Source organism: Xenorhabdus griffiniae (genome assembly GCF_015163655.1).
GTDB lineage: Bacteria > Pseudomonadota > Gammaproteobacteria > Enterobacterales > Enterobacteriaceae > Xenorhabdus > Xenorhabdus griffiniae.
On sequence record NZ_JADEUF010000105.1, the window covers coordinates 1 to 14,520 of the forward strand.

General features: G+C 38.5%; 11 protein-coding genes and 4 tRNA genes. 11 read left to right on the top strand and 4 right to left on the bottom strand.

From position 1 onward, the window contains the following. Positions 1–231: 231 nt before the first annotated feature. The 3 genes from mgtA to cspE all read right to left on the bottom strand — a co-directional run bounded on the left by mgtA (position 232) and on the right by cspE (position 4,956). On the bottom strand, positions 232–2,931 hold the full coding sequence (mgtA, locus tag IQ211_RS14785) for a magnesium-translocating P-type ATPase (protein ID WP_189759656.1): 2,700 nt from the start codon (positions 2,929–2,931) through the stop codon (positions 232–234). Positions 2,932–3,240: 309 nt separating this feature from the next. Continuing rightward, positions 3,241–3,939: an MgtC family protein gene (locus IQ211_RS14790; RefSeq protein ID WP_262985600.1), complete on the bottom strand. Its 699-nt coding sequence runs from the start codon at positions 3,937–3,939 to the stop codon at positions 3,241–3,243. Between the two features lie 804 nt (positions 3,940–4,743). Continuing rightward, positions 4,744–4,956 carry a transcription antiterminator/RNA stability regulator CspE gene (gene cspE / locus IQ211_RS14795; protein ID WP_047766586.1) on the bottom strand — a complete coding sequence of 71 codons (213 nt, stop codon included), beginning with the start codon at positions 4,954–4,956 and terminating at the stop codon, positions 4,744–4,746. Positions 4,957–5,463: 507 nt separating this feature from the next. Between cspE and IQ211_RS14800 the strand changes: the two genes are divergently transcribed. The 8 genes from IQ211_RS14800 to IQ211_RS14835 all read left to right on the top strand — a co-directional run bounded on the left by IQ211_RS14800 (position 5,464) and on the right by IQ211_RS14835 (position 10,069). Beyond that, complete coding sequence (locus IQ211_RS14800) at positions 5,464–5,973, top strand: YlaC family protein (RefSeq protein ID WP_189759658.1); 510 nt, start codon at positions 5,464–5,466, stop codon at positions 5,971–5,973. Positions 5,974–6,113: 140 nt separating this feature from the next. Then, a tRNA-Asn gene (locus IQ211_RS14805) sits at positions 6,114–6,189 on the top strand. A 529-nt stretch (positions 6,190–6,718) separates the two neighbouring features. After that, a tRNA-Asn gene (locus IQ211_RS14810) sits at positions 6,719–6,794 on the top strand. A gap of 258 nt (positions 6,795–7,052) precedes the next feature. Continuing rightward, positions 7,053–7,128: transfer RNA gene (locus IQ211_RS14815), tRNA-Asn, on the top strand. 296 nt (positions 7,129–7,424) lie between these two features. Continuing rightward, positions 7,425–7,500, top strand: a tRNA-Asn gene (locus IQ211_RS14820). 230 nt (positions 7,501–7,730) lie between these two features. Next, positions 7,731–8,783, top strand: coding sequence for a dihydroorotase (gene pyrC, locus IQ211_RS14825; protein ID WP_189759659.1), 1,053 nt, complete (start codon positions 7,731–7,733; stop codon positions 8,781–8,783). Between the two features lie 234 nt (positions 8,784–9,017). Further along, positions 9,018–9,272, top strand: a complete 255-nt coding sequence (bssS, locus tag IQ211_RS14830; protein WP_189759660.1) for a biofilm formation regulator BssS — start codon at positions 9,018–9,020, stop codon at positions 9,270–9,272. A 203-nt stretch (positions 9,273–9,475) separates the two neighbouring features. Then, positions 9,476–10,069 (top strand): LuxR C-terminal-related transcriptional regulator, encoded by a 594-nt coding sequence (locus IQ211_RS14835; protein ID WP_189759661.1) that lies wholly within the window; start codon positions 9,476–9,478, stop codon positions 10,067–10,069. 174 nt (positions 10,070–10,243) lie between these two features. Here the strand turns inward: IQ211_RS14835 and trhO are convergent, their stop codons facing one another. Next, complete coding sequence (gene trhO / locus IQ211_RS14840; RefSeq protein WP_189759665.1) at positions 10,244–11,302, bottom strand: oxygen-dependent tRNA uridine(34) hydroxylase TrhO; 1,059 nt, start codon at positions 11,300–11,302, stop codon at positions 10,244–10,246. Positions 11,303–11,648: 346 nt separating this feature from the next. On the opposite strand from trhO, the gene IQ211_RS14845 reads away from it, so the two are divergent. From IQ211_RS14845 to IQ211_RS14855, 3 genes are all read left to right on the top strand, one after another. Continuing rightward, a complete protein-coding gene (locus IQ211_RS14845; protein WP_189759662.1) occupies positions 11,649–12,590 on the top strand; it encodes a Kdo(2)-lipid IV(A) acyltransferase in 942 nt (313 codons plus the stop codon). 151 nt (positions 12,591–12,741) lie between these two features. Further along, positions 12,742–13,677, top strand: coding sequence for a LysR family transcriptional regulator (locus IQ211_RS14850; RefSeq protein ID WP_189759663.1), 936 nt, complete (start codon positions 12,742–12,744; stop codon positions 13,675–13,677). Positions 13,678–13,882: 205 nt separating this feature from the next. Next, positions 13,883–14,482, top strand: a complete 600-nt coding sequence (locus IQ211_RS14855; protein WP_193836408.1) for a LysE family translocator — start codon at positions 13,883–13,885, stop codon at positions 14,480–14,482. Positions 14,483–14,520 lie beyond the last annotated feature (38 nt).

Consider the following 14,520-nt stretch of genomic DNA (forward strand, 5'->3'; position numbering starts at 1 on the left):
AGATAGATTAATTTAGCGTTTTAAATAAAAAAAATAACAGGTAAATGTAACGCTATTTTTCCCTTAAATTCATTTGTGTTGTGATAAGCAGTTCGTGTTTAGAGAATAACATCAAGACCTATTCTAAATATCTGCAAAAAGTTCGTTATGATAAGAGTCATAATGCCATATATTCTGTATGGATTATTCCCTTAACCCACACGGAATAAGCTATTATTTAATGAGAATCATTTACAACCATCCACCAAATCGATGAATATAAAACCGCTTCATCATTTGAGCAATGATACAGTAGCTTATTAATGTCCCAATTAACCATGGAAAATATTCCCACGGTAGTGGTTGCAACCCAATTAGGGTGCCAAATGCGGAGAATGGAATGTAAACACCCAGTCCCATTATTATCAGTGTCGTTAATAAAACCGGAAGTGCAGCCGTACTTTGCACAAAAGGAATTTTTTGTGTGCGCAACATATGTACAACCAAGGTCTGTGATAGCAATCCTTCCACAAACCACCCCGATTGAAATAATGCTTGATGTTCTAGACTGTTAGCAGCAAATACATACCACATCACAGCATAAGTCGTGATGTCAAAGATAGATGACGTAGGACCAATCCAGAGCATAAAACGTCCTATATTCTTTGCATCCCATTTACGGGGTTTTTTCAGAAACTCCTTATCCATTTTGTCCCACGGCAAAGACAGTTGAGAAATATCGTACATTAGGTTTTGTACAAGCAAATGAATGGCTAACATCGGTAAAAATGGAATAAATGCACTGGCAACTAATACAGAAAATACATTTCCAAAATTTGAACTGGCCGTCATATTTAAATACTTGATGATATTCCCAAACGTTTCCCTTCCCTTAATTACTCCCTCTTCTAAGACCATCAAATTCTTCTCAAGCAGGATGATATCGGCGGATTCTTTTGCGATATCCGTCCCTGTATCAACTGAAATTCCAACATCAGCATCCCGTAATGCTGGTGCATCATTTATTCCATCACCAAGAAAACCAACAGTATGGCCATTATTTTGCAATGATTTTAAAATACGTGATTTTTGCAGTGGGGTTAACTTACAAAAGACCGATCTTAATTCCACTTCTTTTGAAAGGTTTTCATCACTCATTAGTTCAATATCAGGGCCAAGAAGAATATTTCCAGAATCTAAATCCACATCTCGGCAAATTTTAGCCGTAACAACAGGATTATCTCCGGTAAGTACCTTAATCGAAACACCATTTTCCCTTAATGCCGCAATTGCCATTGCAGCACTTTCTTTTGGTGGATCTAAAAATGTTAATAAACCCTGTAGTACCATCTCCTTTTCATCTGCAACAGAAAGTGGGTGTTTCACTTCATCGTGACTTAACTCCCGAGTCGCTAAGATTAACACTCTGAAACCTTGTTCGTTATAACTGCTAACTAATTCCATGACATTGTTGCGGCCTTCTTCAGTGAGAGAAATAATTTTCTCTTTTATCCTTATATAGGAGCAAACTGATAGCATTTCCTCTGCGGCTCCTTTGCAAACTAATTGATAGTTATCAGACAAATTCTGTATAGAAATTGACAGTCTGCGTCTAACAAAATCAAAAGGTAATTCATCAATTTTTCTGTAGCCGCGGAGGAAATCGAGCGCTGAATTACTGCGTCCATACCTGACAATGGCTTGATCCATGACATTTTTGGTGCCACTTTGATGAAAACTGTTTAACCAAGCCCAGTGGAGTACAGAAGCATCTTCTTTGCCTTCTGTATCTAAATAGTGCTGGAGAATAATTTTATCTTGCGTTAGCGTTCCTGTCTTGTCCGTACATAATATATCCATTGCACCAAAGTTCTGAATTGCATTGAGCCGTTTGACAATGACCTTTTTCTTTGACATAGCAATAGCCCCTTTTGCCAAATTAGAACTGACAATCATGGGCAGCATTTCAGGTGTTAAACCAACAGCAACAGCCAGGGCAAACAACGCCGCATCAAGCCACTCTCCTTTTGTTAACCCATTGATTAAAAATACAATTGGTATCATGACCAACATAAAACGGATTAATAGCCAACTGACACTATTAACACCGTGATCAAATGCGGTTTGTGCTCGTGTTCCTACGATAGATTTTGCCAGTGAACCAAAGTAAGTGTGCTTTCCTGTCGCTACCACCACCGCTGTCGCAGTACCACTGGTCACATTGGTTCCCATTAAGCAGACATTAGAAAATTCAAGTAGCTCTGTTTCAGATACATTATCAAAACAAGCTGTCTTGGCACTCACATGGGCCATCGCGTCATATTTTTCAACAGGGATAGCTTCTCCTGTTAAAATGGCCTGGCTGATAAATAAATCTCTGGATTCGGTTAAGTACAGATCTGCTGGGATCATGTCACCAGCAGATAAATAAACAATATCGCCTGGAACCAGGTGCTTGATTGGAACTTCTTTTTTCTGTGATTTAGTATTCTCAGAAGGGCGTCTCAAAACGGTGGCTGTTGTATTCACCATTGATTTCAAGGCTTCCGACGCCTTATTTGTTCGATATTCCTGCCAGAACCGGAGTAATCCGCTTAATGTAACCATTATTAGAATAATAATGGCCCCCGTAAGCTCTGTTTCTTCTCCGTTGAGTAATGGCAACAAATATTCAGTACAAAAACTGATAGTCGCTAACAATAGCAATACATAAATAAACGGATTGTGGAAAGCGGCAATAAGTTGCATTAGAGCATGAGGTGTTTTTTCATGCGCAACTTCATTAATACCATACTGCCCTAAACGTTCTATGGCATCATCATCAGTTAAACCCAATGTACTGCCGTTGAGATCAGTAAGAATACGTTCAAAGCTTTGATTAGCTCGTTTCGCAACGATAAATTCTTTTTCCTTGAAAAAATTGGCTGATTTCTTGGTGTATTTCTCAGTCATAGCGCTTTCTCTATATTCAATTTGCAATAGCTATCATCCCTTTCCGCAAGGGATAAATTTCTATATAAAGCTTTTATGCGTTGCCTATCTGAGAAATAAAATTGCTTACTCCATAGGCAACATCTCATTTCGTGTCGGGGGAGGGGCATCGTCCATATGGACTCCTTATTGCTATATACCAATCTAACTTCAAGATGCGTGTGATTTCTCCCCGCTTCGCAGGGAGAAATCGCGTTTCATAGCGTGTTGTAAATTACAACTTGAAGTTTAATGTGTATAAAATTATGGAATTAAAAATAAGAAAATATTCTAAGCGGGTAGTTCAGCCGCAATTTTCCAATTAACGGAAGTGACACTTTTCTCCAAACTTACTCGACAAACAATCGATTCGATTTCTTTTTGCTCCGCAGGCGTTGCTAATATTTCCGCACAAACCTCAAGTCTGCCAGGCTGAATAGCATCTGCACTGCTCAATGACTGCAACCTGACACCTAATCCATTGAGTGCTTGTAAAATCAAAGTTCTGACCATAATTTCATCATTTATGTCACAAGTAATATGGATCTTATAACGCTGTTCTAAATCTAAGGCTTGCTGGTGAGGCTGAGTGTTAATTCGTTGTGCGATCTCTCGCAATAAAATGTTCGCACAGAGAATAATCGCTGTAGCAATCCCTGCTGCCCAGTATTGCCCCATACCACATAACTCCCCTATTCCCGCTGAACACCATAATGTCGCTGCGGTATTTAAACCGCGAATGCTCATTCCCTGACGCATGATTACGCCAGCGCCAAGAAAACCAACGCCAGAGATAATTTGTGCAGCAATACGATCAGGATTTCCCTCAGAAGCGCTCATTGCAGTAATCATGAAAAGTGCAGCACCTGTTGATACCAACGCATTGGTTCTTAATCCCGCCATACGTTGGCGCCACTGGCGTTCAGCGCCAATCAAAGCCCCAAAACACAGCGCAGATAGTAAGTGCATTGCAATAGATGTTAACAACATGGCATTCTCCATAACATCAAATGGATAAAGATACTCTTAGTCCTTCAAGTTATTGCTTGTGAACTTGATTGATTAGTACCTGTTAGGCGCAGAAAATCATGTACATAGAGGCTGGCTCATTTAATTTTATTTGCTGAGCTTTTTATTGATTGCGTTTTTTAATTCGTTATAAAACTAATACGCAAAAAATAGCCTGAAGAGATCATCTCTTCATCGTACATAGGATATTTTCTGACAACGAGTCTTTAATCGATTAATGCGTATGTTCCCGGAGGGAATAAGGAGTGAATATATGACCACATCATGCATACCCCGATATACCTTTAGTTGATACCTGACTCAGAATTCCAACTCAGTAGATCCTTAGTATCAGATAATTTTTCTTCAGGTGGGTACAACTCATGAAGTTAAAGTAGCACCGCCCACCATTCCAGGTAAGCAGCAAATCGAAAGGATATGAACAGCTTACCAGATTATTTTTTTATTTAACCAAAAACTTCGACTGTCCAATTAATCGTTCTCCAATAGAATTTGCGGGGGAGTATAAACAGTTAAAATTAACAAGTAAAGGCCTTAAACAAGCAGATTGTTCTACAAAACAGAAATGACTTTCCATTTTCTTCACTGACTTTCTCTATGTTATTTTTTATCAACCCAATAAATAACCTGCGGAAATTTTAGAATCGAACATCTAAAATGAGACTGGTGAAATAAATTTTATGATGCAGAAAACACGGTGCAGGAAAACAAAAAGCCCGCCGCGGCATTTCCGCTGGCGAGCTTAAATAAGGCATAAGGCAGAAGTTAGATAGCAGTCACGTTTGCTGCTGCTGGGCCTTTGGCACCATTTTCAATGGTGAATTCTACGTTCTGGCCTTCTGTTAAGGTTTTGAAACCATTACCTTGAATGGCAGAGAAATGTACGAATACGTCTTTGCTACCATCAGCTGGAGTGATGAAACCAAAGCCTTTAGATTCGTTGAACCACTTCACTTGACCTTTCATTTTGTCAGACATTTGACTTTCCTATATATCAAAAAAAACTCGCCACCTCGGGCATGTGTTGGCCAGTATCAGCTATTACTTATGGAGGCACTAAGAAGGAAACGGTCAACAAAGGCTACCAGAGGGATAGCACTTACACATAACTCATTAACTCAATATGTCGTACATAAAGTAGGTCTGTTAATCAGGCCAAACGCATTAACGCATGACCGCACACGAATATCAACCTTTTTATGTATTATCGTTTTAAAAAAAACTCAGACGCTCAATATTAGAACAGAATAACATAATAAACAGGTTTTTTTATAATTTTATTTGATTTATTCAACTTTTTCTTAGCGAGAAAAATGCAAGATATTGTTTGCCAACAATAACAATTTGCCAAATAAATTAAAGCAATTGCTATACAGATATAGGTTCAGGACATGCTAACCTTGAAAATGCCATAACTTTCAATTCGATCACGATTTTTACAGCATTTTTTACGACACAATTTCTACAAATGAGTGGGTTAGTATTATGAAAATCATAAAACAGATATTGATTCAAGATATTGAGCGGATCAATCTTAAAGAGCATCGTGATGGTAAAGTACATTTCAACAGCATTTTTATTCGCCATCATCCCTATTTGTGTCTGGCGATGATCATTGCCTATGCTTTTCTTGCTATGCTCATGTGGTACGCCCCCTATTTTGGCACCTGGTCTCTTTTTGCATTCACTCTCGCCTTTATTGCTATGGCAGGCATTCTGCTATTTGATATCAAGCCCGTCTATCATTTCGAAGACATTGACGTACTTGATTTACGGGTATGCTATAACGGTGAATGGTTTGTCAACGAACAAGTTTCTGAAAAAGCACTCAATAAGATACTTACTCATCCCCAAGTGCCGAATACAATCAAAGATGACATCAAGCATATCATGCGGAAGAAACAGAGGGTGTGTTTTTATGATGTGTTTATGCTCGCTTGTTCGGAACAATCACCCTATGCTCAATCTATTAACATGGTTAATAAAAGCGCATAAAGGTAATAGATTCAATAAAATAGTACAATGATAAACCAAGAAGCTTATGTAATGAGCAAACAGTAAGAAAAAAGAATTTTTGCGTTGACACTATTCCAGTTCATCGCTAATATTCGCCCCGTTCTCAGGAACAACCCGATTCCTCCATAGTTCAGTCGGTAGAACGGCGGACTGTTAATCCGTATGTCGCTGGTTCGAGTCCAGCTGGAGGAGCCAAATTCAAATATCTCGCTGCAGTAAGTTAGCGTGATATTAAGGTTGAGAAAGGTAACTTAGCCTAAGCCTTTTTAAGCGGCTTCCCAATCGGGAAGCCGTTTTTTTCATTCTGATTTTTTCCCCATTATTAAGATCAACGTGCTTTGTACTTGTTGCCAGTATCTATTAAAAGTCAATCCTGCACATATCTACTTTGTAACATCTGGTATGTTCTACTGATACCAATCTAACTTCAAATCACGTTTCATACAGTGTTGTAAATTACAACTTGAAGTTTAATGCGTATAGAATTCGACAAAAACAGAGATAAAAACAACGAATATAAAATAAGTTGAGTTTTTCCAGGAAAAACAATAAACATGATAAAATCAATAAAAACTCAAATTATTAGCTATTTTCTAAGCAAAAAATAGCCCAAAAAAGCCATTCCGGTGAAAAATAAATCAATTGGTTTTATTTTTAATTTTTTTACTTTACAACATAAAACCATTCACTGTATTATCCGCTCCGTTCTCAGGAACAACCCGATTCCTCCATAGTTCAGTCGGTAGAACGGCGGACTGTTAATCCGTATGTCGCTGGTTCGAGTCCAGCTGGAGGAGCCAGATTTTTAGAAATCCCGATTAGCTTTGCTAGTCGGGATTTTTGCTTTTGGATACCATCCCCTGTTATCTCCATCTCTTTATTTCCCCTTTATTCTCTATTTCAAATAGCTTTGCCGACATGATTACCTATGCTGAAAACATAAAAAGATCAAAAACAACTCAATAAGCGCATATTGCATGCAATCAAACACTTATTGTTATTTTCTGCTTTGACAAACATAAAAAATGCCGTTATTATTCGAACCACTTAAACGGAGTTCCTCCATAGTTCAGTCGGTAGAACGGCGGACTGTTAATCCGTATGTCACTGGTTCGAGTCCAGTTGGAGGAGCCAAATATTTTGAAGAACCTGATTAGTTTATCTAATCAGGTTCTTTGCTTTCTGGGTTCCTGTTTTTTTATCCTTCCTCTTTTTAGTACCTCCATTTTTTAGGGAACGTTCTTATTGTTTTCCTCTTCGGTTACTTACTCCTATGTTCCACTATTGCCTCCTTATTTACCGTAAATTAGCCAGTTTTAGTCAAAAAACACACATAACGTACAGATTCTCAGCAATCAAACAGTTATTACTATTTTCTGCTTTGACAAACGCCAAAAATGCCATTAATATTCGTCCCGTCTTGAAGGAGTTCCTCCATAGTTCAGTCGGTAGAACGGCGGACTGTTAATCCGTATGTCGCTGGTTCGAGTCCAGCTGGAGGAGCCAAATTCAATTCACCCTCGTGTTGTTACTTCTATTTTTTCCTTTTTTGATATGATAATTTCCTCTACGTACCCTCATACCAGATAAGCTTAAAATTCTAATTTTTCAAAATATAGAGAATATTATCATTCAATAATAGCTATTTAGCTATTTTCACTTTATCATTCTCCTCCGGCTTAAGGATTGCTGAATCAGCATCCATCATTTTTCACTTATATTCTGGAGCCGGTTCCATGACCACTGAATCATATACAATTAAAATTCGCCGCCCTGACGACTGGCATGTCCATTTTCGTGATGGTGATATGTTAAAAACCATTGTCCCTCATACCAGCCGTTTTTTTGGCCGAGCTATTGTCATGCCCAACCTCGTCCCTCCAGTGACAGATGTTGCCAGCGCCAAAGCCTATAAAGAGAGGATAATTGCAGCGACACCGTCAGATCATCATTTTCAACCTCTTATGACTTGTTATCTGACAGATTCAACAACCAGTAATCAAATTGAGATTGGCCATAAAGAAGGCATCTTTACCGCTTGCAAACTTTACCCCGCCAATGCAACAACAAATTCCAGCCACGGTGTTTCCGATATCAAAAAGATCTATCCATTATTGGAAACCATGGAAAAAATAGGTATGCCATTGCTGATCCACGGGGAAGTTACCGCTTCTCATATTGATATATTTGATCGTGAAGCGCGCTTTATCGAACAGGTAATGGAACCATTGCGCCAGCAATTTCCTGAATTAAAAATTGTTTTCGAACATATTACAACCAAAGAAGCCGCAGAATATGTCCTAGAAGGCAACGATAAATTAGGCGCGACGTTGACACCACAGCACTTAATGTTCAATCGCAACCATATGTTGGTTGGTGGTATTCGTCCCCATCTTTACTGCTTGCCTGTACTAAAACGCAATATTCACCAAGAAGCCCTCCGAGCAGCAGTTGCCAGTGGTTGTAACCGCTTTTTCTTAGGTACAGATTCTGCTCCTCATGTACTGCACCGCAAAGAATCTTCTTGTGGCTGTGCGGGCGTTTTCAATTCCCCAACCGCCCTGGCGGCCTATGCGACGGTTTTTGAAGAAATGGGGGCAATAGAATATTTCGAGTCCTTCTGCTCCTTGAACGGCCCTGCATTTTACGGTTTGCCAGTTAATGATGGCTTTATCGAACTCACTCGCAAACCAACTGCCGTTGTTGAATACATCGAGTGTGGTGACGAAAAGTTAATTCCATTCCTTGCAGGAGAAGATGCAGGATGGGATGTCAGGGTATGTGAGTAACTTTAGCATGTGCCTTCGTGCGGAAATTGTTCTATATTTCCGCACAATCCCGACCTGATAAGAAGCAGAAATAACCCATAATGGTTTTTCTCCATTCTGATGCAAAAAATCCTGCTTTTTTCACTTCTTAGATTGCCAAAAAGGTTTATACTGCTAATGGCTTGTCTTAGACGAGACCTTCTGCTCTTAGTCAATTATATTAATAATGATTCTGTAGTCTGATTAGGAGGTTATATGGGAAAAGAAAATGAAATAATTCAAACACATCCTGTTGTAGGCTGGGATATCAGCGTTGTCGATGCCTATGACGCCATGATGATACGCCTTCATTACTCATCCACCCAAGATCATACAACAGAAAATGTCAGTGTTGACAAAACGTTATGGTTAACAACAGGCGTAGCCAAACAGCTTATCCTCATTTTACAAGCCGGGATTGAAAAAATAGAATCCTCAGAATACAGCCAACTTGATCATATTAAACATTAACAATACCCCTTTCAACACATTCGGACACTCAATATATTGAGTGTCCCAAATGAACAACCGAACACATATCAACCAATAAAATTATCCATATGGTTTATTATCTTTCATAATATTGTATTATACGTCCGTTTTCACCTGCCTAATTCTTAGCTATTAAGCTGATTATTTAAATATAACCATAGCAGAACAAGGATGTTCAAGTAATGAAACTATTAATCATTGATGAGTGCTATTATACACGCCAGGGAACTATTGAATCCTTAAAAGAAAATACAGATATCCTCTCTTTAGGAGCGACATCAATACGTGATGCCATAAATATTTTGCCTGTCTTCTCTCCAGATATTATTTTGGCGAATTTGACTAGTTATGGTTACTACAGTGAATACTGTGAACAACTGGCGTTATTAGTTTCTTCAGTTTATGGCGCTCGTAACTATATTTATGTAGACAAAACATATCCCATCAAGGAAACGCCTATCCAATTGACAAATAAGGATTTTATATTAAAAAAGAAAGATCTAACGATATTACTTAAACGCCTAAAAGAAATGGCATCATATGATATTCAATGTTATTTTTCTAATTTTAGTGCGCCTGGTTCTATTTTCAGTCATCAGGAAAATCGTATCATCTATTATTGGATGTTAGAAATGGATACCCATAAGATTGCCAAAACACTAAAAATTAGCAATAGTACGGTTTATTCACATAAGAGACATATTATCGAAAAAATAGGGGTATCTAACAAAATAGAGCTATTTTTTATTTACAATATCTTTAAATATTTTTGTTAAGTCTTTCGAATAATCTATTTTAGTATAAAACTATAATTTGAAAAATGGAAACGACTATACCAATCTAACTTCAAGATGGATGTGATTTCTCCCCGTTTTGCGGGGGAGAAATCGCGTTTCATATAGTTATAAATTGCAACTTGAAGTTTAATGCGTATATGACTCAAAGCATGACTATTTAATAGATTGCAGTGATGTCATATTCAAACCATCACTCAATCGATAGCGGGACTTATTAAAAATCTTAGCTCCATTCTCTCTTCCTGCACGACGGGCGCGCTGTTCTTCTTCTGGCAGTTGCATCTCTTCACGGCAAGCATCGCTGCAACAGCCTTCGAAACGTACTGCACAAGATGGACACTGGATAAATAACAAATGGCAACCATCGTTCTTACAGTTAGTATGGCTATCACACGTCGCTCCGCATTGATGACAGTGAGCAATAACATCTTCAGTGATACGCTCACCCATACGCTCATCAAAAACAAAGTTCTTGCCAACAAAACGAACTGGCAATTCTTGTTCTTTCGCTTTACGGGCATACTCAATAATACCACCTTCTACGTGGTAAACTTTGTTAAAGCCGTTATGCAACATATAAGCACTTGCTTTTTCGCAACGAATTCCGCCAGTACAGTACATAACAATACTTTTATCTTTATTGTCCTTCAGCATTTCTACAGCCATTGGCAGCTGTTCACGAAACGTATCTGATGGAACCTCAATTGCATTTTCGAAATGCCCAACTTCGTATTCGTAGTGGTTACGCATATCGACAAAGACAGTGTCAGGATCATCCAACATTTGGTTAACCTGCTCCGCTTTCAGGTATTCACCTGTTTTAGATGGATCAAAAGTTTCATCTTCAATACCATCTGCAACAATGCGCTCACGCACTTTCATCCGCAGTACCCAGAATGATTTACCATCATCTTCTAACGCAATGTTAAGGCGCAGATTACATAATGCCGGATCTGTCTCATTCAATAATGCTTTCAACGCATCGACATTTTTGGAAGGCACACTAATTTGTGCATTGATACCTTCTTTGGCGATATAAACTCGCCCAAAGACAGATAACTCAGTGAACTTTTGATACAGGCTATCGCGAAAATCCTGTGGTGCGGAAATGGTGAAATATTTATAAAAAGAGATGGTAGTGCGCGGCTCAATTTCAGCCAACATGCGTTCTTTCAACTCTTTGTTAGAAATACGGTTATGTAACACTGGCATGGTGTACTTTCCTGAATTTCGATTAAAAAATAAAAACTTCAATGGTCGTTCCATTGGTGGCTGGATATCATAACGAAAATGGCCGTTAGCGGATAGTGATTTATGCTTTTCCATCACGCCAATACCGTGGGATGGCGACTACGAGGGCAGAGACCGCAAAACCTTGCCAGACAGTGAATCTGGCAAATAAGTTACCCTCAGATTCACGATTTAGTGCCACAAGATTTCGATATTTCACTAAAAAGTGTCACAATACACCAATACGATTTTTAAAGTCTATCTTGGGCCTCTATAACTCAGACAGATTGAAACCGATTCAAGATAACAAATAACACACAGAAAACACATGATACAAGCACCTCCTTTTTGTCGTTCGCTTTTACATCCCCGCTACTGGCTGACCTGGCTAGGTATTGGCATACTTTATTTACTGGTTTTACTACCTTATCCAGCGATTTATTGGATGGGAACCCGACTTGGGCGACTTTCACTACGTTTCTTAAAAAAACGAGCCAAAGTTGCAGAGCGCAATTTGGCACTTTGTTTCCCTGATATGCCAGCAGAGAAACGGCAGGAATGGCTAGTCAGAAATTTCGAATCTGTTGGCATGGGCCTGTTTGAGACAGGAATGGCCTGGTTTTGGCCTGACTGGCGCGTCAAGCGTTGGTTTAAAGTTACTGGACGAGAGCATATCCAACAAGTGCAATCCACAAGCCAGGGGATTATTGTCATTGGTATCCATTTTTTAACGCTGGAATTGGGAGCGCGTATTTTTGGTATGCTAAACCCTGGTATTGGTGTTTATCGTCCCAATGACAACCCTGTCATGGATTGGCTACAAACTTGGGGGAGACTTCGCTCCAATAAATACATGCTGGACAGAAAAGATGTTAAAGGCATGATCCGGTGCCTAAAAAATGGTGAAATTGTCTGGTACGCCCCTGATCACGATTATGGCCCACGTAACAGTGTATTTGCCCCATTATTCGCTGTGGAACACGCTGCAACTACGACCGGAACCTCAATTCTCGTCCGTTTGGCCAAACCTGCGCTGATCCCTTTTACGCCGCGAAGGTTACCCAATGGAAAGGGTTATGAGTTAATTATTCAGCCTGCGGTAGAAAATTTTCCGCTGCAAGATGAAACAGAAGCAGCAACATTCATGAATAAGGTGATCGAAAAGGAAATTATGCAGGCACCCGATCAATATATGTGGTTGCATCGCCGTTTCAAAACTCGCCCTAAAGGTATGCCATCTTTGTATGGTGACAACGATAATATTCACTGATAAACACCATCTGGCTGTTATTTCCTAAGTAACAGCCAATATCTTCCCCGGATTTAAGTCAGGAATATTTAGTGGTATTTTATCCAGAAACCACATTAGTTACATAATATTATGATAATCATTAGATATTTCATTCCATGGAAAGTACATCTTGAATAATTACAAATTATTACCAGCTTTAGTATCAATATTGCAAACACTTAACCTAACTGAGTCTTCAAAAAAATTAGGTGTTACACAATCGGCAATGAGCAAAATATTACATCAGCTGCGTGAAGATTTTCATGACAAAATTATTGTGAGAGAAGCAAATCAATTTATTCTCACCTCAAAAGGCGAAAAACTGAAAGAAAAACTTCCAGCATTGATGCAGCAATTAGATAACCTCTATGCACCAGAAATAATGGAACCAAACCTTTGTAAGAGAAAATTTACCTTAGCATCCAGTGATTATGTCGCCCAAGCCATCTTACCATCTATAATTTCTAACATTGAAGTTGATGCGCCTAACATGAGCATTGAATATAAATTGTGGCACAAAGACAAGTTAAATAAGTTTGCTGAGCAACATATTGATTTAGTCGCAACCATTGCCGATATGATACCTGATAACTTATACGGTAAAATGATGGCAGAAGATCAACTTGTCGTTGCATTTAGAAATACACATTCCAAAGCTAATAACGATATAACTATTAACGACTATATAGAAGGCCGACATATTCTGATTAGTGGTGGGGGAGATAAAGACAGTTCCGTCGATCACACGTTGGCACAGATGAACCTAAGTCGCCAGATTTACGCTAAAGTTCCCTTTTTTCAAGCGGCCATTGAATTATTGTTAAAAACAGACACCATGCTGACCATACCACTGCATATTGCTGCTGATTTTGCTCAACACTATGATTTACAAATAAGACGCTTACCTATTGATATTAAAACACAACAATACTACTTGCTATGGCATGCAAAACATCACCAAGATCCAGAGCATAGATGGTTTAGGGATATCTGTTTTCCTCTGATCAAAACCCATCTCGAAAGAACTATCGAACATGGTATGAAATTAATTCATACCTGCAAGTAGATTTTTCGTCTTTTATAGATGACTTTGTTACAGTAATATAATCAACACTTTTTCATATATACGCATTAAACTTCAAATTGCCATTTACAACACGCTATGAAACCTGATTTCTTCCCGCTTCGCAGGGAGAAATCACACGCATTTCGAAGTTAGATTGGTATAGATGATAACATCAATTATATTTAATTTTATAATGGTAATAAATATGATTTCTATAGAAACACTTATTACGTTTATCAGTATTTCAACCCTTCTATGCTTCTTGCCAGGTCCTGATAACCTTTTAGTTTTAAGTCAGTCTGCAATAAATGGATGCAAACATGGAATATTAATTACCATTGGTTTATGTATTGGATTGATAATACATACCTCTTTAGTTTCATTGGGCATTGCAGCAATAATACAATCTAATACACTGGCCTTTGAAATTATCAGGCTATTTGGTGTGTTTTATTTAACCTATCTGGCTTGGGGAGCCTTCAAGGCAAAGCCTATTCACCTCAAAAACAACACCAAAAGTTTTAATGACACAAAAAAACTCATTAAGAAAGGTTTGTTTATGAATCTATCAAATCCAAAAGTAATTATTTTCTTTTTGGCTTTTCTGCCTCAGTTTACTACTGACAATACAATCGCTATTCCAGTATCGATTCAATTATTATATCTAGGTTTAATATTTGTTGTAATTGCTTTTATTGTATTTACTTTCATATCCTATTTGTCCGGATTTCTAACTGAACAACCACCGACTAAAGTCGGTGGGTTAGTGATTAACGGACTGAAAGTCCGGATACGCGTCGGCTAAACGACGCGTCAATCGTCCATTCTGAAATTATCATCCGG

Excerpts from the sequence above, each read along its gene's own strand:
- IQ211_RS14790 (WP_262985600.1), bottom strand. The coding sequence starts at position 3,939 with ATGTTGTTAACATCTATTGCAATGCACTTACTATCTGCGCTGTGTTTT.
- IQ211_RS14845 (WP_189759662.1), top strand. The coding sequence starts at position 11,649 with ATGATACAAGCACCTCCTTTTTGTCGTTCGCTTTTACATCCCCGCTAC.
- trhO (WP_189759665.1), bottom strand. The coding sequence starts at position 11,302 with ATGCCAGTGTTACATAACCGTATTTCTAACAAAGAGTTGAAAGAACGC.
- IQ211_RS14800 (WP_189759658.1), top strand. The coding sequence starts at position 5,464 with ATGAAAATCATAAAACAGATATTGATTCAAGATATTGAGCGGATCAAT.
- cspE (WP_047766586.1), bottom strand. The coding sequence starts at position 4,956 with ATGTCTGACAAAATGAAAGGTCAAGTGAAGTGGTTCAACGAATCTAAA.
- IQ211_RS14835 (WP_189759661.1), top strand. The coding sequence starts at position 9,476 with ATGAAACTATTAATCATTGATGAGTGCTATTATACACGCCAGGGAACT.
- bssS (WP_189759660.1), top strand. The coding sequence starts at position 9,018 with ATGGGAAAAGAAAATGAAATAATTCAAACACATCCTGTTGTAGGCTGG.
- IQ211_RS14855 (WP_193836408.1), top strand. The coding sequence starts at position 13,883 with ATGATTTCTATAGAAACACTTATTACGTTTATCAGTATTTCAACCCTT.
- pyrC (WP_189759659.1), top strand. The coding sequence starts at position 7,731 with ATGACCACTGAATCATATACAATTAAAATTCGCCGCCCTGACGACTGG.
- mgtA (WP_189759656.1), bottom strand. The coding sequence starts at position 2,931 with ATGACTGAGAAATACACCAAGAAATCAGCCAATTTTTTCAAGGAAAAA.